This window comes from Streptomyces sp. NP-1717, assembly GCF_022695985.1.
Lineage (GTDB): Bacteria > Actinomycetota > Actinomycetes > Streptomycetales > Streptomycetaceae > Streptomyces.
The window spans coordinates 1-16,383 of the sequence record NZ_JAAPBF010000068.1 but is presented as its reverse complement, the minus strand read 5'-3'; the positions used below and the strand labels follow the sequence as shown (position 1 = coordinate 16,383).

16 protein-coding genes and 1 pseudogene are annotated in these 16,383 nt (G+C 72.2%); 10 read left to right on the top strand and 7 right to left on the bottom strand.

All coding sequences use genetic code 11. The features are described 5' to 3' along the window. Positions 1–41: 41 nt before the first annotated feature. The 4 genes from GXP76_RS16540 to GXP76_RS16525 form a co-directional block, all read right to left on the bottom strand. Positions 42–578 carry a hypothetical protein gene (locus tag GXP76_RS16540; RefSeq protein ID WP_242572285.1) on the bottom strand — a complete coding sequence of 179 codons (537 nt, stop codon included), beginning with the start codon at positions 576–578 and terminating at the stop codon, positions 42–44. Beyond that, positions 575–1,183 (bottom strand): TetR/AcrR family transcriptional regulator, encoded by a 609-nt coding sequence (locus tag GXP76_RS16535; protein ID WP_242572284.1) that lies wholly within the window; start codon positions 1,181–1,183, stop codon positions 575–577. The genes GXP76_RS16540 and GXP76_RS16535 overlap by 4 nt, the downstream gene beginning before the upstream one ends. A gap of 246 nt (positions 1,184–1,429) precedes the next feature. Continuing rightward, entirely contained in the window at positions 1,430–2,455 is a 1,026-nt protein-coding gene (locus GXP76_RS16530; protein ID WP_242572283.1) for a HEAT repeat domain-containing protein, read from the bottom strand. Between the two features lie 4 nt (positions 2,456–2,459). Continuing rightward, on the bottom strand, positions 2,460–3,131 hold the full coding sequence (locus GXP76_RS16525; RefSeq protein ID WP_242572300.1) for a HEAT repeat domain-containing protein: 672 nt from the start codon (positions 3,129–3,131) through the stop codon (positions 2,460–2,462). A gap of 234 nt (positions 3,132–3,365) precedes the next feature. Between GXP76_RS16525 and GXP76_RS16520 the strand changes: the two genes are divergently transcribed. The 4 genes and pseudogenes from GXP76_RS16520 (at position 3,366) to GXP76_RS16505 (ending at position 7,735) form a co-directional block, all read left to right on the top strand. Continuing rightward, positions 3,366–4,121 (top strand): (5-formylfuran-3-yl)methyl phosphate synthase, encoded by a 756-nt coding sequence (locus GXP76_RS16520; RefSeq protein WP_242572282.1) that lies wholly within the window; start codon positions 3,366–3,368, stop codon positions 4,119–4,121. A gap of 7 nt (positions 4,122–4,128) precedes the next feature. Continuing rightward, positions 4,129–5,565: an aldehyde dehydrogenase family protein gene (locus GXP76_RS16515; RefSeq protein WP_242572281.1), complete on the top strand. Its 1,437-nt coding sequence runs from the start codon at positions 4,129–4,131 to the stop codon at positions 5,563–5,565. Positions 5,566–5,567: 2 nt separating this feature from the next. Beyond that, positions 5,568–6,653: pseudogene (locus GXP76_RS16510) on the top strand (NAD(P)-dependent alcohol dehydrogenase); the annotation flags it as partial. Between the two features lie 173 nt (positions 6,654–6,826). Continuing rightward, entirely contained in the window at positions 6,827–7,735 is a 909-nt protein-coding gene (locus GXP76_RS16505; RefSeq protein WP_242572280.1) for a class I SAM-dependent methyltransferase, read from the top strand. A 23-nt stretch (positions 7,736–7,758) separates the two neighbouring features. Here GXP76_RS16505 and GXP76_RS16500 read toward each other — a convergent pair whose 3' ends face one another. From GXP76_RS16500 to GXP76_RS16490, 3 genes are all read right to left on the bottom strand, one after another. After that, the gene (locus tag GXP76_RS16500) at positions 7,759–8,496 is read right to left on the bottom strand and encodes a hypothetical protein (RefSeq protein ID WP_242572279.1); all 738 of its coding nucleotides are present in this window, start codon (positions 8,494–8,496) and stop codon (positions 7,759–7,761) included. Between the two features lie 88 nt (positions 8,497–8,584). After that, positions 8,585–9,166, bottom strand: a complete 582-nt coding sequence (locus tag GXP76_RS16495; RefSeq protein ID WP_242572278.1) for a TerD family protein — start codon at positions 9,164–9,166, stop codon at positions 8,585–8,587. A gap of 78 nt (positions 9,167–9,244) precedes the next feature. After that, positions 9,245–9,820 (bottom strand): TerD family protein, encoded by a 576-nt coding sequence (locus GXP76_RS16490; protein ID WP_242572298.1) that lies wholly within the window; start codon positions 9,818–9,820, stop codon positions 9,245–9,247. A gap of 201 nt (positions 9,821–10,021) precedes the next feature. Here GXP76_RS16490 and GXP76_RS16485 point away from each other — a divergent pair, with 201 nt between their 5' ends. From GXP76_RS16485 to GXP76_RS16460, 6 genes are all read left to right on the top strand, one after another. Then, positions 10,022–10,456 carry a BlaI/MecI/CopY family transcriptional regulator gene (locus GXP76_RS16485; RefSeq protein WP_242572277.1) on the top strand — a complete coding sequence of 145 codons (435 nt, stop codon included), beginning with the start codon at positions 10,022–10,024 and terminating at the stop codon, positions 10,454–10,456. 3 nt (positions 10,457–10,459) lie between these two features. Next, positions 10,460–11,389, top strand: a complete 930-nt coding sequence (locus GXP76_RS16480; protein WP_242572276.1) for a M56 family metallopeptidase — start codon at positions 10,460–10,462, stop codon at positions 11,387–11,389. A 307-nt stretch (positions 11,390–11,696) separates the two neighbouring features. After that, the gene (locus tag GXP76_RS16475; RefSeq protein ID WP_242572275.1) at positions 11,697–13,091 is read left to right on the top strand and encodes an LCP family protein; all 1,395 of its coding nucleotides are present in this window, start codon (positions 11,697–11,699) and stop codon (positions 13,089–13,091) included. Between the two features lie 160 nt (positions 13,092–13,251). Next, entirely contained in the window at positions 13,252–14,595 is a 1,344-nt protein-coding gene (locus GXP76_RS16470; RefSeq protein WP_242572274.1) for a hemolysin family protein, read from the top strand. Continuing rightward, positions 14,592–15,614: a hemolysin family protein gene (locus tag GXP76_RS16465; protein ID WP_242572273.1), complete on the top strand. Its 1,023-nt coding sequence runs from the start codon at positions 14,592–14,594 to the stop codon at positions 15,612–15,614. Before GXP76_RS16470 ends, GXP76_RS16465 begins: the two co-directional genes overlap by 4 nt. Positions 15,615–15,689: 75 nt before the next feature. Beyond that, a partial coding sequence (locus tag GXP76_RS16460; RefSeq protein ID WP_242572272.1) for an ion transporter occupies positions 15,690–16,383 on the top strand: 694 nt, incomplete at its 3' end.

Genomic DNA, 16,383 nt, shown 5'->3' with positions numbered 1-16,383 from the left:
TTGACTAACGCAACTCGATGGATGCACCTGACGGCGAGACGTCAGCGCAGCGACATGCCCTTCTCCGCGAGGGTGTCGGCGAGGATGCGTACGGCCTTCGGGCCGACACCGTGCAGCGCGAGGAGGTCCGCCCTGGTGCGCGTCGCCACCTGGTCGAGCGTCGTCAGTCCGGCATGGGCCAACGCGCGTGTGGCGGGCTTCCCGATACCGGCCGGCAGATCGCCCGTCGGCCGGGCCGGCGACTGCGCGACGGCGCTCAGTGCCGCGGCCGCCCGCTTCGGCGCACGGTGTTTCCACGCGGCCGTCACCAGGATCCACAGGTGCCGGCCGCCGATGTCGGCCAGTGGTGCCCGCATGCCGATCGGCCTGCCCGCGTGGACCAGCCGTTCGGCGTTCGGCCGGGCCGCCACGGCGTCCCCGGCCTCCGCGTCGGGCAGCCGCAGCCGTAGGGTGCCGTCCCTCGTCACCGAGGCGAACTCCCTGCCCCGCACGGAGTAGGTCACCGCGCCCTCCGTGGTGACCTCCTCGACCTCCGGGAAGGTCAGCGCCGTCCTGCGCAGTTGGGCCCGTGTGGTCATTCGGCGATGCCGGAGCCGGGCGGTTGGCGCAGTCCCGCCACGAGGAGCGCGACCAGTCGGCGAGCGTCGTAGCCGGGGTCGCTGTCGGCGCCGATGCAGAGGTTCCCGATGCCGTGCATGAGCTGGAGGGCGTCGAGGTCGGAGTGGATCTCACCGGCGGCGGAAGCGGCGTCGAGAAGGCGGGCGCACACCGGCACGAGCCGGTCGAGGAAGTAGGTGTGCAGCGTCTCGAAACGGGCGTTGTCGTTCTGCATGGCGGCGGCGAGACCGTGCTTCGTGACCAGGAAGTCGACGAAGAGATCGACCCACCGCCCCAGGGCCGCGTGAGCAGTCGGGCCGGTCGCCAGCAGGGCCGGCCCGGCTTCGGCGCAGGCGTCGACCTGGTGGCGGTAGACGGCGATGACGAGGTCCGCGCGGGTGGGGAAGTGGCGGTAGACCGTGCCCATACCGACACCGGCCTCGGCCGCGATGTCGCGTACCGGCGCCTCCACCCCCGAGGTGACGAACACCGTCGCGGCGGCGTCCAGCAGGGTCTGCCGGTTGCGGCGGGCGTCCTTGCGCGTGGAACCGGCCGCGCTTCCCGTGCTCCGGCCGCTGTCGTTCACCGCGGCGCTCCTTCCCTGGGCTGCGAAGCGGAACCGGGCCCGCGACGTCGGCGGAGCGTGGTTCCGTTTCGCCCATGATGGCAGACCGGGTACCGCCCGCTCAGCGCCGTCCCACGCCTTCGCACCCCGGCCCACCCCGGCGAGGGCCGGGCTCGTACCGAGTCGTACTCGGCCGTCCCGACCATGCGGCGAGGTGCCGTGCCAGGCTTCGCCGGCCGGGCGGGATGTGTCAGCCGCGGCCCGGGGTCACCCCGCGTCGCGGAGCCGAAGCAGATAGGCCGCGGTCAGCGCGACGGCCCGGTCCGCGTCGTGCGACAGCTCCCCGAGGGCTTGTGACGCCGTCGCCCCCGGGATTCCCGCCAGCGCCTGGGTCAGCCGTCCGCGCGCGGGCGCTCCGGCGGTGTCCCGCGCCAGACGGTCGACGAGCCCGGCCGCGATCCGATCCGCCGTCGCACGGTCGCTCGCCAGCACGCTCAGCGCGTCGGCCGCCTCGGTGTCGTTCAGTCCCTCCACGATCATGTCGAGCAGCGTCGGGACCGCGTCGGCCACACCGCGCGCCCCGAGTGCCGGAGCCGCGTACCGGCGGACCACGGCATCGGGGTTCGCGAGAGCTTCCCGCAACCGCGCGGTGGCCTCGTCACCGGGCAGCTCGGCGAGGGCCCGAACGGCACGTTCACGCACCGCCGCCACCGGTGAGCCGACGCCACTCGCCAGCAGCGGAACCGCGCCCCCGTCGCCCGAGCGCGCCAACGCCCAGCGCAGCGCCCCGGCGACATGCGGATCCGTCTCGCCCAGTGCCGCCTCGACCAGGGCCTCCACCGGCACCGGAACCTCGTCCCCCTCGTCCCCCGAGGAACCCGAGGAAAGGGCCGCGCGCTGGCGCGCGCCGGCGCTCTTCGACCCCAGTGCCCGCAGGAGCGCGACGGTCCGCAGGACGTCCTCCCAGCCGGCGGGAGCCGCGGCATCGATCCGGCGCAGCCGCGTGAGCAACTCGGTCTCCGCCGCGATGCGTTCACGCGTCTGCCGGACGAGGTCACCGACGAGCGCCGAGGGCGTGAAGCCGGGATCGTCGAGCGCGCGCCCGGCCTCACGCAGCGACATGCCGAGCGAACGCAGGCTCTCGACATGGAAGATCCGCCGGATGTCCCGCTCCGAGTACTCCCTGTAGCCGGAGCCGGTACGCCCCGAAGGCCGCACCAGACCGAGCGACTCGTAATGCCGGAGCATGCGGGCACTGACCCCGGACCGCCGCGCCACCTCACCGATCAGCACACCCCTATGGTCCCTCCTGTCCGGCCCCTCCGAGGGCCACCACGCGCTTCGCCTCCTCGACGGCGAACTCGAATCCGGCGTCGGGGTCGCGCCACAGCCGCTGAGTGGCGAGCGCGTGCGCACGTACACGCGGGTCGTGGGCCGTCGTCGCGGCGAGCAGGGCCGGCCCGGCCATCTCACCCAGCGCGATCAGCGCCCGGCTGAGACTCAGCCGTGTCTCGCGCCCACCGCGCCCGAGTTGGGTCGCCAGCACCGCTGCCAGCGCGGTCTCCTCGCCTTCCGGCACGAGCACGACCGCGGCCCGCCAGGCGCTCCGCGCCACCTCGTCGTCGGGGTCGGACAGGAGCGTTTGTGTGATGGCCGGCCACGCCCGCCGGTCACCGATCTTGGACAGCGTGTGCAGCGCCTGGCTCCGCGCCCGACCGCGCTCCGAGCGGACTTCGCGGAGCAGCCCGGGAAGTGTCAGGGACACCGGGTGGCGGGTGAGCGCCCAGGTCAGCATGTCGCGGACGAAGAACCCGGGCTCGACCGCGCAGCGCTCGATCAGCTTGTCGACCAAGCGCGGGTCGGGCGTCGTACCGGCCGCCAGAGCGGACCGCAGCCGCACGGACTCCACTCCGTCCTCCAGGCCCCGGAGCGTCCGAGCCGTGTCCGTCCCCTGTTTCGTGATCGTCATCGAGACCACCTCCTCGATGAGCAGTGAAAGCCCTGTCACCGTGTCAAGGTCAAAAGCGCCGGTTCGAACCGGCGCGCACGGCGCACCGGGTGCTCCCCGGCCGTATCCGTTCGGACTCCGCACGCCCTACCGGCGGCCTCGGGCCCTGGTGATGATGAGCGGACCCGAAAGGGATCCGGTCGACTCCGCACACCTGCCTCCCGGCAGGTGCATCTGCGGTGGAAGGAGTCCACATTGTTGCTTCTCATCTCCCCGGACGGCGTCGAGGAGGCCCTCGACTGCGCGAAGGCGGCGGAGTATCTCGACATCGTCGATGTGAAGAAGCCCGACGAGGGTTCGCTCGGTGCGAACTTCCCCTGGGTCATCAGGGAGATCCGCGACGCGGTCCCGGCGGACAAGCCGGTGTCCGCCACCGTGGGAGACGTGCCGTACAAGCCCGGCACGGTGGCGCAGGCCGCACTCGGCGCGGCCGTCTCCGGAGCCACGTACATCAAGGTCGGCCTCTACGGATGCACGACCCCCGAACAGGCCGTCGATGTCATGCGAGGGGTCGTCCGGGCGGTGAAGGACCACCGGCCGGACGCGTTCGTCGTCGCCTCGGGGTACGCCGACGCCCACCGGATCGGCTGCGTCAACCCGCTCGCCCTGCCGGACATCGCGCGTCTCTCCGGCTCCGACGCGGCCATGCTCGACACCGCGGTCAAGGACGGGACACGGCTGTTCGACCATGTTCCGCCGGAGGTCTGCGCGGAGTTCGTCAGGCTGGCCCACGAGGCCGATCTGCTCGCCGCACTCGCGGGCAGCGTGAAGGTCGGCGACCTCGGCGTGCTGACCCGCATCGGCACGGACATCGTGGGGGTGCGCGGGGCGGTCTGCCAGGGAGGCGACCGCAACACCGGAAGGATTCAGCCGCAGTTGGTGGCCGACTTCCGGGCGGAGATGGACCGGCACGCCCGGGAACACTCGGCCGCCGTCGCCGCCGCGAGCTGACCGCGGCATGCCGACGACCCAGCCCCGTCGTGCCTCCGGGACCCGCGGCGAGCGCTTCGCCGTACTCGATCCGGCGACCGGCGAGACCTTCGCGGAGGCTCCGGACCAGCGGCCGGACGAGTTGGACGCCGTCGTCGGCAGGGCCCATGCGGCCTGGCGCGGCTGGCGGTCCGACCCCGCCGTCCGCGCGACCGCGTTACAGGCGGCGGCGGACGCCGTGGAGGCGGCCGGCGCGGACATCGCCCCCCTGCTCACCCGTGAACAGGGCAAACCCCTGGCCGAGTCGTACGCGGAGATCGCCCGCACGGCGGCCCGGCTGCGCTACTTCGCCGAACTGGCGCCCGGGCCCGGCCCACAGCCGATCTCGGACGGCCGGCCGGTACGCGGCGAGATCCGCTGGCGACCGCTCGGGCCCGTCGCCGCGATCGTCCCGTGGAACTTCCCCCTCCAGCTCGCGTCGGCGAAGGTCGCGCCCGCGCTCGCCGCGGGCAACACGGTGATCCTGAAGCCCTCTCCCCACACGCCCCTGGCCACCCGGCTTCTGGCGTCCGTCGTCTCCACCGCCCTCCCCGAGGACGTCCTGACGGTCGTGACCGGTCATGAACCGCTCGGCGCCCGACTGGCCTCACACCCGGGGATCCGTCATGTGACCTTCACCGGCTCGATTCCCACCGGACGGGCCGTCGCCGGGGCCGCGGCGGCTTCGCTCGGCCGCGTCACCCTGGAACTGGGCGGCAACGACGCGGCCATCCTGCTGGAGGACGTCGATGTGGAGCGGATCGCGGACCGGCTGTTCTGGGCGGCGTTCCGCAACTGCGGGCAGGTCTGCATGGCGGTCAAACGCGTCTACGCCCCCGCCCGGCTCCACTCCGACGTCGTCGAGGCCCTCGCGCGGCGCGCCAAGAGCGTCGTCGTCGGACCCGGCCTCGACCCGGGCACACAACTCGGCCCGGTCAACAACGCCCCCCAACTGGCCCGCGTCGAGCGGTACACGGCACGGGCCCTGGCCGACGGTGCCCGGGCCGTGACCGGTGGCCACCGGCTGGACCGGCCCGGCCACTTCTACGCCCCGACGATCCTGGCCGATGTCCCGCCCGACAGCCCCGTGGTGACGGAGGAGCAGTTCGGCCCGGTCCTGCCGGTGCTGCCGTACGGGAGCGTCGACGAAGCCGTCGAGGCCGCCAATGACACCGGCTTCGGGCTCGGCGGCTCGGTGTGGGGGACCGATCTCGACCGGGCCGAGGCGGTGGCCGACCGGCTGGAGTGCGGGACGGCGTGGATCAACCACCACGCCGAACTCTCCCTCGCCCAGCCCTTCGCGGGCATCAAGGAGAGCGGTGTCGGCGTCGCGGGCGGGCCGTGGGGGCTCTACGGCAACCTCAGGCCGTTCGTGGTGCACCGCCCGGAGCCGGCATGCCGGCCGGAGCCGGGGTCGGGCGCATGACGATGAGGTTCGGCGCGGCGGTGCTGCGCACGTACGAGAGCCGATTCGCCGTCGAGGAGGTCGTCCTGGACAGGGGACCCGCCGACGGCGAGATCCTGGTGAGGATCGCGGGCTGCGGGATGTGCAGGACCGATCTCGCGGTCCGGCGTTCGGCGGGCCGCTCACCGCTGCCGGCGGTGCTCGGCCACGAGGGGGCCGGAATCGTGGAGGAGACGGGCGGCCCGCACACCGGTCTGAGCGTCGGGGACCACGTCGTACTGAGCTTCGACTCCTGCGGGAACTGCCGGAACTGTATGGGCGCGGCTCCCGCCTACTGCGACTCCTTCGCCGCGCTCAACCTCTTCGGCGGGCGGAAGGAGAACGCCGCACGGTTCACCGACGCGAACGGGGACGAACTGGCGCCCCGGTGGTTCGGCCAGTCCTCGTTCGCCGAGTACGCGCTCGTTCCGGCCCGCAACGCCGTCCGGACCGACCCCTCGCTCCCCGTCGAACTGCTCGGACCGCTCGGCTGCGGCTTCCTCACCGGCGCCGGAGCGGTCTTCAACTCCTTCGGCGCCGGACCCGGCGACACCGTCGCCGTCTTCGGCGCGGGAGCGGTCGGACTGGCCGCGGTGATGGCCGCCACCGCGTCCGGGGCGGTCACCGTCGCCGTCGACCGGCACCCCGGACGACTGGCCCTCGCCGAACGGTTCGGCGCTGTCGCGCTGCACGCCGCGTCGGGCGACCTGTCCGGACGCATCCGGCGGCTGACCGACGGCGGCGCGCGGTACGCGCTGGACACCACGGCCTCCGCCCGGCTGATCAACGAGGCGCTCCGGGCGCTGCGCCCGACCGGCCACCTCGGTCTGGTGGCACGGCTCAACAGCACGCTGCCGATCGAACCGGGGGCACTGGACCGGGGCCGGAAGATCTCCCACATCTGCGAGGGGGACGCGGTGCCGGGCCTGCTGATTCCACGGCTGACGGGGCTGTGGCAGGCGGGCCGGTTCCCCTTCGACGAGCTGATCCGTACATACCCACTGGCCGACATCAACGAGGCCGAACGCGACTGCGACGCGGGCCGCGTGATCAAACCCGTCCTGCTTCCGGGCGGCACCGTGCGGGAGCGGCTCGGGCCGGGCGGGACCGGTCCGGGGAGAGGCGCGCCCGCGGTTGTCGCCTCGCGCGTCCACCGCTGAGCGTCCACCGTTGGGCGTCCGCCGCCGATCCCGCAACAGTACGTCTCACCGTTCGTGGTCCCAACTCGTCCAAGGGAGGACATGTGGTCGGCACAGCTCATCGCAACACCGGCGTGGAGGGCGTGGAAGGAGGTGTCGGCGTGACCGCGCTCATGGTCGCCGCGGCACGGGCGATCGAGACCCACCGCCACGACACCCTGGCACGGGACGTCTACGCGGAGCACTTCGTGCTCGCCGCGCCGGCGTCGGCCGCCTGGCCGGTCCGCCCGCAACAGGTCGAGGACGGGGAAGCCAACCCGCTGTGGGGGAGGTTCGCGCGCTACTTCGGTCTGCGGACGAGGGTCCTCGACGACTTCATCCTGCGGTCGGTGCACACCAGCGGCGCCCGCCAAGTGGTCATGCTGGGGGCCGGGTTGGACTCGCGGGCCTACCGGCTCGACTGGCCCCCCGGCTGCGTGGTCTTCGAGATCGACAGGGCGGGCGTGCTGGCGTTCAAGCACGGCGTGCTCGACGGACTGTCGGCCACCCCGAAGGCGGCGCGCGTCCCCGTCCCGGTCGATCTGCGCGACGGCTGGGTCGACGCGCTGGCCGGCGCCGGCTTCGACCGGAGCGCACCGACCGTCTGGCTGGCCGAGGGGCTGCTCTTCTACCTGCCCAGCGCGGCCGAGACCTACCTCATCGACACGGTCGACCGGTTGAGCGCGGGAGGAAGCGCCCTGGCCTTCGAGGTCAAACTGGAGAAGGACCTGCTGGCCTACCGCGACAGTCCGCTCTACACCGCGACGACACGGCAGATCGGCATCGACCTGCTCGACCTCTTCGACCGGGAGCCGCGGCCCGACTCCGCCGGTGATCTGACGGGCAAGGGCTGGTCCACATCGGTCCACACCCCCTTCGACTTCACCCGCCACCACGGCCGCGGTCCGCTGCCCGAGGACAACGACGCGCTGGCGGGCAACCGGTGGGTGTTCGCCGACAAGCCGAGACCGTGATCCGGCCGCCGCTGCCCGGCGAATCAGCCCCGCAGGGTGGGGAGATCGGGCCCGGGGCGCTCGGAAGTCCCGAAGTCGGGCCCGGTGTAGCGGGGGCTGCTGAAGCGCGGGCGGTGGACCGCCGGGCCCTCGCCGTCCGCCACGGACGGCGCCGGCTCGTCGAGGTACTGGAGCAGAAGTGCCCTGATGGCCCCGCGCAGTTGCCGCTGCCAGGCCGCCCGGGCCGTCGCGAGGTCCGCCGGCGGAACCGGGTCGCGCCCACTCTCCGGCGCGCGGTGTCGTGAGGCGGTGCGGTACAGCCCGAGAACACCGCCGACGGCGGCCAGCACCCCCACGCCGAGACTGATCCAGCCCGAAAGGACGAGGGTGCCGGCCACGGCCGGCGCGCTCGCGGCGAGGCGCAGGCCGTGACCCAGCAGCAGGAACACGACGCCGGCGATCAGGGCGAGGACGGGGGTGAGGACCGCCAGGACCGGCAACAGGCCCGCGCCGTGGACCTGTTGGCGGCCCGGTCCGGACAGCGACGGCAGGGGGCGCGACTCCCCGCCGGCCTGGCGCCGTCGCGTGAGGTACGACCGGTACTCGGGCTCGACGGCCGACACCACGCGCGGCCGGGCGGCCAGCCCCACCACACGGAGCCGGCTCGCCTCGACGCCGGCCTGTTCCAGCCGCCGCCGTACGTCGGCCGACCCGATGACCTCGTCCAGGGCCGCGGTGTAGTCGGCTCTGACCTCGTCGTCGAGCCGTGGTGATCCGTCCATACCGCCCCCGAGTCGTGGTGGTCCCCGGTGTCCCGGGGCGGGTGTCCCCGGTGTTCCCGGGCCCGGTGTCTTCGCGCCGAGCGCTCCGTCAGAGGTGCGAGGCGACGGAGGGCATCAGGTCCTGGAAGGTGCGGCCGTCGGCAGGGGCGCCGATGGCCGTCATCTGCCAGCCGCCGCCGGAGCGCCGTACCTTGGCCATGATCTGCGCCGTGTGCCGCCCGCCCCCGGTCAGGGTGTAGCGCGCCAGTTCCTGCCCGGTCGTCTCGTCGACCAGGCGGCAGAAGGCGTTGTCGACCTCTTCGAAGGTCTGGCCGGTGAACGAGTTCACGGTGAACACGATCTGGTCGACGTGCACGGGGACCCGCTGGAGGTCGACGACGATCGACTCGTCGTCCCCGCCCTGGCCGGCGCCGCCCACACGGTTGTCGCCGGTGTGCCGCACCGAACCGTCGTCGCTGTTCAGGTGCTGGAAGAAGACGACGTCCTGCGCCTCCTTCCCGGCGAAGAGGACGGCCGACGCGTCCAGGTCGATCTCGCGGGCGGTCATACGGGCGAAGAAGCCCTTGCGGGGCGCGGACTTCCAGCCGAGTCCCATCCGTACGACGGTGAGTTCGCCGCCGCCGGACTTGGTGAGGCTGATCTGCTGGCCCTTGGAAAGATTGACAGTCATGATTCGTTCCGCTCTCTGCGGGGGACGGTGGCCGCCCGGCCCGCCGATGACGACGTGGCCGGTCGCTGACGTACGGGTTCAGAGGTTGACGCCGAAGTCCTTCACGATGCCGCTCAACCCGGAGGCGTAACCCTGCCCGACCGCACGGAACTTCCACTCCGCGCCGTGCCGGTACAGCTCGCCGAAGACCATCGCGGTCTCCGTGGACGCGTCCTCGCTCAGGTCGTAGCGCGCGATCTCCGCTCCGCCCGCCTGATTGACGACACGGATGTACGCGTTGCGCACCTGGCCGAAGCTCTGGCCCCGGGCGTCGGCGTCGTGGATCGACACGGGAAAGACGATCTTCGCGACTCCGGCGGGCACGGAGGCGAGGTCGACCTTGACGGTCTCGTCGTCGCCCTCACCCTCGCCGGTGAGGTTGTCGCCGGTGTGCTCGACGGAGCCGTCCGGGCTCCGGAGGTTGTTGTAGAACACGAAGTGCTGGTCGGAGAGCACCCGGCCGGCCTGGTCGCAGAGCAGCGCGCTCGCGTCCAGGTCGTGATCGGCCCCGGTGGTGGTCCGCACGTCCCACCCGAGACCGACAAGGACCGCGGTCAGGCCGGGGGCCTCCTTGCTCAGCGAGACATTTCCGCCCTTGCCGAGGCTCACACCCATCGCGTTTCCCACTCTCCACTCGTCGTGTTCCGGACGGCGACCGTCCGGGGGCACTGTGCCGCTCCCTGAAATCTACAACACTGTAGAGATGGGATGCTGCGGGATCCGCCGCGATCGGCGAGAGTGGGGATGCCTCGCGGACCCGCCGGCTCGATGCCCGGGTCGCCGCGGGACAGCCGGATCAGGGAAGGGGATCACATCGTGGCCGGAGAGCGGGACGATCACGGGCAGCCACCGCGCGCCCGGAGGCGGGGACAGGGGGAGCTCGAAGCGCTGGTGCTGTCGGCGCTCGGCGACGCCACCACCCCGGTGCCCGTCGGCTGGGTCCAGCGGCGGCTCGGCGAGGATCTCTCGTACAGCACGATCATTACGATCCTGACCCGTCTGCACGAGAAGAAGGCCGTGACCCGCACCGGCCCCGGACGGCCCGTCCTGTGGCGGTCCGTCGCGGTGGACGAGGCCGATCTCACGGCGCTGAGCATGCGCCGGCTGCTCGACCGGCAGGACAACCGCGACGCGGTCCTGTCCAGCTTCGTGTCGGCCCTGTCCTCCGACGACGAGGACCTCCTGAGGTCCCTGCTGAACGACGCCGGGCCCGGATCACCCGCCGCGCCGACCGCCGAACCGGACGAATGATCCATGGGCGTCTTCGTCTTCCTGCCCCTGGTGCTTCCGCTGACCGCGCTGCCCATCGCACGCCTGGCCGAGCGGCACCTCCACCCACGGAGCGCCGCCCGCCTGCTGACGGCCGTCGCCGTGATCCTCGCGTCGTGCAGCACGCTGTGCCTGGGGCTGCTGATGGTCGTCGGCACCGCCCAGCTGCCCGGCAACCCGCTGCCGGACGGCTGGTCGGACCCGGAGGTCCGTGAGGCCGTGCCGCACGACCAGTTCTTCGGCAAGGCCGCCATCCTCGCCCTGCTGGTGGTGGCGACGGCCTGCGCGTACGTCGTGGGGCGGCAGCACCGTTTCCACGCGCTCGCGCACCGCACACTCGACTCCGGCCCGGACCGGTCCGAGGTCGCGGTCCTGCGTGACGCGTCCCCGTACGCCTACGCGCTGCCCGGTGCGCCGGGCCGGATCGTGGTGTCCACCGGCATGCTGGTGTGCCTCGACCCGGCGGAGCGCGAGGCGCTGTTCGCGCACGAGCGCGCGCACCTCGCGGGCCGCCACCACCGCCTGCTGCTCGCGGTCCGGCTGGCGGGCTGCGCGAACCCGTTGCTGCGCCCGCTGATGTCCGCCGTCACCTACAGCACCGAACGCTGGGCGGACGAGGAGGCAGCCCGTGTGACGGGTGACCGGCGGACGGCCGCCCGGGCCGTGGGCAAGGCCGCGCTCGTCTCCCGGCGCGCCTCCGCGGCGCCCCTGCCCGCGTTCGCCGCCGGACCGGTCCCGCGCAGGGTGGCCGCGCTGCTGGGGCCCGTACCGCCGGACCGGCGCTGGCCGCCCGCGCTCACCCCGACCGGCGTCGCGGCCTACGTCGCCGCGGCCGGTACGGCGCTGTCCGCGCTCTCCGCACTCAACGCCGCGATCGCGCTCTTTCTCGTACTCGAAGCGGCGACCCCGCTGTAGGGGGTGTCTTGCCGACCTTGCCGGGCTCGCGGTCCCTGGCACGCACGTTCGCCGCGTTGACAGCGCAGGAGGGAGGCTCGGCTCCCGCCATGCCTCCCTTCTCCGCCTTGCGATCGCACGCACCAGACCCCGCTCCCTGATCCGGCCTGATCGACAAGACACCCCCTAGGGCCCGCAGTCCGGGCCGTACCCCGGCCGGCCAGGGCCGACGCCGAAACTTCCTCTACAGCTATGTAGAGTTCGGGTGGCGCGATTCGATCCGGCGACGGGGCGGACCGAAGCGCACGCCGGACGCGGAAGGAACGACATGGGCGGGGAACGCAGGAAGCCACGGGGACGCGCGGCGCGCGACGCCGGCGGAGCGTCGCCCACGCGGCTGACCAGGCGGGGCAGGCTCCTCGTACGGGGCGGCGCCGTGCTGGCCGTACTGCTGGTCGCCGCGGGCGGCGTCGGCCTCTGGGCGTACCAAAGCCTGGACGGGAACATCCACTCCGCGGACATCGACGGCAGACTCGGTGACGACCGTCCGGCCAACACCAGCCCCGGATCGAAGAACATCCTCGTGGTCGGCTCGGACTCGCGCGACGGCGACAACGGGAAGTACGGCAAGGGCCTGACCACCATGCAGTCGGACACCCTGATGGTCATGCACGTGGCGGCCGACCGGGAGTGGGCGACCGTGGTGTCCCTGCCCCGCGACTCCTGGGTCCGGATACCGGCCTGCGACCGCGGCGACGGCACCACCTCGAAGGCGCACCAGTTCAAGATCAACGAGGCGTTCGCGGTCGGCGGCACCGGCGGCGAGGTCGCCGGAGCCGCGGCCTGCACCATCAAGACCGTCGAGGAGAACACGGGCTTGCGCATCGACCACTTCATGTCGGTGGACTTCCAGGGGTTCAAGGGCATGGTGAACGCCCTCGACGGCATAGAGGTGTGCCCCGAGACGGCCATCCACGACACGAAGGCACATCTCGACCTGGAAGCGGGATGCCAGACGGTCAAGGGCGAGAAGGCGCTGGGCTACGTCAGGACCCGCTACAGCGTGGGAGACGGCTCCGACATCGGCCGCATAGGCCGTCAGCAGGAGTTCATGGAGGCCCTCGCGGCGAAGGCGCAGGACAAGCTGACCAGCCCGGCGGCCCTGTACGGCTTCCTCGACTCGGCGACCGAGTCGCTGACCACGGACAGGGAACTGGCCGGAATCAAGCCCCTCACGGCGCTCGCCTCCGAACTCCAGGGAATCCCCGGCGACCGCCTCACCTTCCTGACCGTGCCCAACTACCCGCGCGAGGCCGACGTACCCACCGACAAGGCGAACGTCGTCTGGCAGTACCCGCAGGCGGCCGATCTCTTCGCCTCACTGGCCAAGGACCGTGAGGTGGACAAGAAGTCGGTCGAGGCCGACAGCGAGAACCCCCTCTACGCGACGGCGGTCCGGGTCCGCGTCCTCAACGCGACGGGCAAGGCCGGCGAGGCCGCGAAGGTCGCCGGCCTCCTGCGCGCGGCCGGCTTCACCGTCGTGGGGACCGGCAACGCGCCCCGGGACACCGACGACACCTCGGTCAGCTTTCCCGGCGGTCTGGAACGCCAGGCACGGGCGCTCGCCTCCCGGCTGCCGGGAACGAAGCCGTCCGAGGACGGCGGAGCCACCCCCGGTGAAGTGACCCTGACCGTCGGCGGCGACTTCGACGGTGTCCGCTGAGTACGACCGTGCCCGATCCGATTCCTTCCGTCCTCAGGTTGACCGACCGATCGACAGAAAGCTGTGGTCCCGTCATGGATGAACCTCCCGGCGCAGTCGGCGCTCTCCCCGTCGCCGTCACGCCAAGGGCGTGCACGAGCCGCGGGCCGGAGGTGCCGCGATGACCGCGGTGCTCCTGTTGCTTCTCGCCCTGGCACTCACCCTTGCCTGCGCCGTCTTCGTGGCCGCCGAGTTCGCCCTGACAACGGTCGAACGCGACGAGTTGGAGCGCGCCGCCGATGCGGGGGAGCGGGGCGCCGCAAGCGCCCTGAAGGCCGCGAAACGGCTGACGTTCCAGCTGTCCGGCGCCCAACTCGGCATCACCGTCACCTCGTTGATCATCGGCATGCTGGCGGAGCCGTCCCTGTCCGTGCTGCTGCGCGGCCCGCTGGAAGCCACCGGCCTGCCCCCGGGCGGCGTCTCGACCGCCGCCACCGTGCTCGGCGTCGCGGCGTCCACCGTGATGCTCATGGTGATCGGCGAACTCGTACCGAAGAACTGGGCGATCGCCAGTCCGCTGGCCGTCGCGAAGGTGGTCGCGGCCCCGCAGCGGGGCTTCACCGCCTGCTTCGCCCCGCTGATCCGCCATCTGAACAACACCGCGAACCGGGTCGTGCGCCGCGTCGGCCTGGAACCCGCCGAAGAACTGGCCTCGGCCCGTACGCCGGAGGAGCTCGTCGCCCTCGTACGGCACTCCGCCCGCGAGGGCGCCATCGAGAAGGACTCCGCCGAACTCTTCGTCCGCACACTCCACCTCTGCGAGCTGACCGCCGAGAACGTCATGACCCCGCGCGTCGACCTGCGGGTCCTCGACGCCCGGGCCACCGCCGCCGACGCGGCGAACCTGGCCCTCGCGACCGGGGTGTCCTGCTTCCCCGTCCACCGCGACGGCCTGGACGAGATCGTCGGCACCGTCCACATCCGTGACGTGCTGGCCCTCGACGAAGCGGTACGGGGCGACACCCCCGTCACCGCGCTGCTGACCGAACCCCTGCGCGTACCCGACTCCCTCCCCGTGGACCGGCTGCTGCGACAGCTCAGGCAGAGCCGCACGATGGCCGTCGTCGTCGACGAGTACGGCGGCACCGCGGGCATCGCCACGGTGGAGGACATCGTGGAGGAGGTCATCGGCGAGGTGCGCGACGAGCACGACATCCACGAGCGCCCCGATCTGATCGAGCGTGAGCCCGCCGCGGACGGCCGGGCCGTCTGGGAGGCGGACGGCGGTGTCCGCCTGGACGAGCTCGAACGCATCGGGTTCGAGGCCCCCGAGGGGTCCTACGAGACCCTCGCCGGTCTGATCGCCGACCGGCTGGCACGCATTCCCACCGTCCAGGACCGGCTCGACGTCCAGGGCTGGCAGCTGGCCGTGCTCCACATCGAGCACCACCGCGCGGACCGCGTCCGCGTCACCGCCCCTGAGCCGCCGCCCCCGGCTTCACCGAACGACACGGAGCCGTCATGACAGCCCTTCAGCTGGCCATCGGTGCCTTCACCCTCCTCACCAACGCCTTCTTCGTCGGGGCGGAGTTCGCCCTGATCTCCGTACGGCGCAGCCAGATCGAGCCGGCCGCCCTCAAGGGCAACACCCGTGCCAGGAACACCCTGTGGGGGCTGGAGCACCTGTCGGCGGCGATGGCCACCGCGCAGCTCGGCATCACCATCTCCTCACTCGTGCTCGGCGCGGTCGCGGAGCCGGCCATCGCCCATCTCCTGGAGCCACCGTTCGAGTCCATCGGTGTGCCGGACGGCCTGGTCCACCCGATCGCCTTCGTGATCGCGCTGACCCTGGCCACCTATCTGCACATGCTGATCGGCGAGATGATCCCGAAGAACATCGCGCTCGCCGCCCCGGCACGGACCGCGCTGATCCTCGCACCGTCGCTCGTCGCCCTCACCCGCGGCCTGCGGCCGGTCATCTTCGGCATCAACGCCTTCGCGAACGTGCTGCTGCGGCTGATGAAGGTCGAACCGAAGGACGAGGTCGCCGCGGTCTTCACCGACGACGAACTCGTACGGATGGTCAAAGGCTCCAGCGACGCCGGGCTGATCGAACCGGCCGACGGCGAGCGCCTGCGCGACGCCCTCGAACTGGGCACCCGGCCCGTGGGTGAGGTGATGGTGCCCCTCGCCAGGACGGTGACGGTTCCGCACGATGTCACACCGCGCCTCCTGGAGCGCGCCGCCGCCACCTCGGGATTCTCCCGTCTGCCCGTCACCGGGCCCGAGGGCGAGGTCCGGGGATACCTCCACATCAAGGACACCCTCGGGGTGACGGAACGCGATCTGCCGCTGCCCGCCACCGCCCTGCGTCCCGTGGTCCGCGTCGAGACGGACACACCGCTGGACGACGCCATGAACGCGATGCGATCCGCCGGGACGCACCTCGCCGCCGTGGCCGGCGGGACGGGCGCCGTCGTCGGCTTCGTCACCATGGAAGACCTGCTGGAAGAGCTCGTCGGCCCCGCGGCGGACGACGACTGACCGCGTGGCCGGCTGATCGCCCGGCCGCCCCCGAGCCCGCACCGATCCCGAGAAAAGAAGAGAAGCGACATCGCGATGTCCGAACGGACCGCCCACTTAACGTTGGTCATGGCGGTCCGTACGCGCCGCGTCACCGAGTCGACCGCGTTCACCGCCGCGGTCTTCGGCCTCATCATCGGCAACGCCGTCCTGCTGGGAGCCGAGACCTACACCGGGGCGGTGGCCCGGTGGCACGACGAACTCAAGGCGGCCGAGCACGTCTTCCTCGCGGCCTTCACCGCCGAGATCCTGCTGCGCGCCGCCGCCTGCGCCGACCGCCCCAAGGACTTCTTCCGCGATCCTTGGAACCTCTTCGACCTCGCGGTGGTCGGGCTGGCCTTCATGCCCTTCGCGCGCGACAACGCGACCGTACTGCGGCTCCTGCGCCTGGCCAGGGTGGTGCGCGCGGCCCGGTTCCTCCCGCAGTTGCGCATCGTCATCGTGGCCGTCGGCAAGAGCCTGCCGGGGACGCTGAGTTTCGTACTCGTCGGCGCGCTGCTCCTGTACGTCTACGCGATGATCGGCTGGGTCTTCTTCGCCCCGGAGGACCCCGAGCACTACGGCTCGCTGGGCCGCGCGGCCCTGACCCTGTTCCTCCTGATCACCCTCGACGGTCTCGGCGACGCGGTACGGGCGGGCCTGGAGATCTCCCGCTGGACCATCCTCTACTTCGCCTCCTTCGTCCTGCTCGGCTCGTTCCTCCTCGTGAACCTGCTGATCGGAGTCGTCA

Bases quoted from the DNA above. Each gene is read 5' to 3' on its own strand.
- GXP76_RS16540 (WP_242572285.1), bottom strand. From the start codon at position 578: ATGACCACACGGGCCCAACTGCGCAGGACGGCGCTGACCTTCCCGGAG.
- GXP76_RS16525 (WP_242572300.1), bottom strand. From the start codon at position 3,131: ATGACGATCACGAAACAGGGGACGGACACGGCTCGGACGCTCCGGGGC.
- GXP76_RS16515 (WP_242572281.1), top strand. From the start codon at position 4,129: ATGCCGACGACCCAGCCCCGTCGTGCCTCCGGGACCCGCGGCGAGCGC.
- GXP76_RS16500 (WP_242572279.1), bottom strand. From the start codon at position 8,496: ATGGACGGATCACCACGGCTCGACGACGAGGTCAGAGCCGACTACACC.
- GXP76_RS16495 (WP_242572278.1), bottom strand. From the start codon at position 9,166: ATGACTGTCAATCTTTCCAAGGGCCAGCAGATCAGCCTCACCAAGTCC.
- GXP76_RS16490 (WP_242572298.1), bottom strand. From the start codon at position 9,820: ATGGGTGTGAGCCTCGGCAAGGGCGGAAATGTCTCGCTGAGCAAGGAG.
- GXP76_RS16480 (WP_242572276.1), top strand. From the start codon at position 10,460: ATGGGCGTCTTCGTCTTCCTGCCCCTGGTGCTTCCGCTGACCGCGCTG.
- GXP76_RS16475 (WP_242572275.1), top strand. From the start codon at position 11,697: ATGGGCGGGGAACGCAGGAAGCCACGGGGACGCGCGGCGCGCGACGCC.
- GXP76_RS16470 (WP_242572274.1), top strand. From the start codon at position 13,252: ATGACCGCGGTGCTCCTGTTGCTTCTCGCCCTGGCACTCACCCTTGCC.
- GXP76_RS16465 (WP_242572273.1), top strand. From the start codon at position 14,592: ATGACAGCCCTTCAGCTGGCCATCGGTGCCTTCACCCTCCTCACCAAC.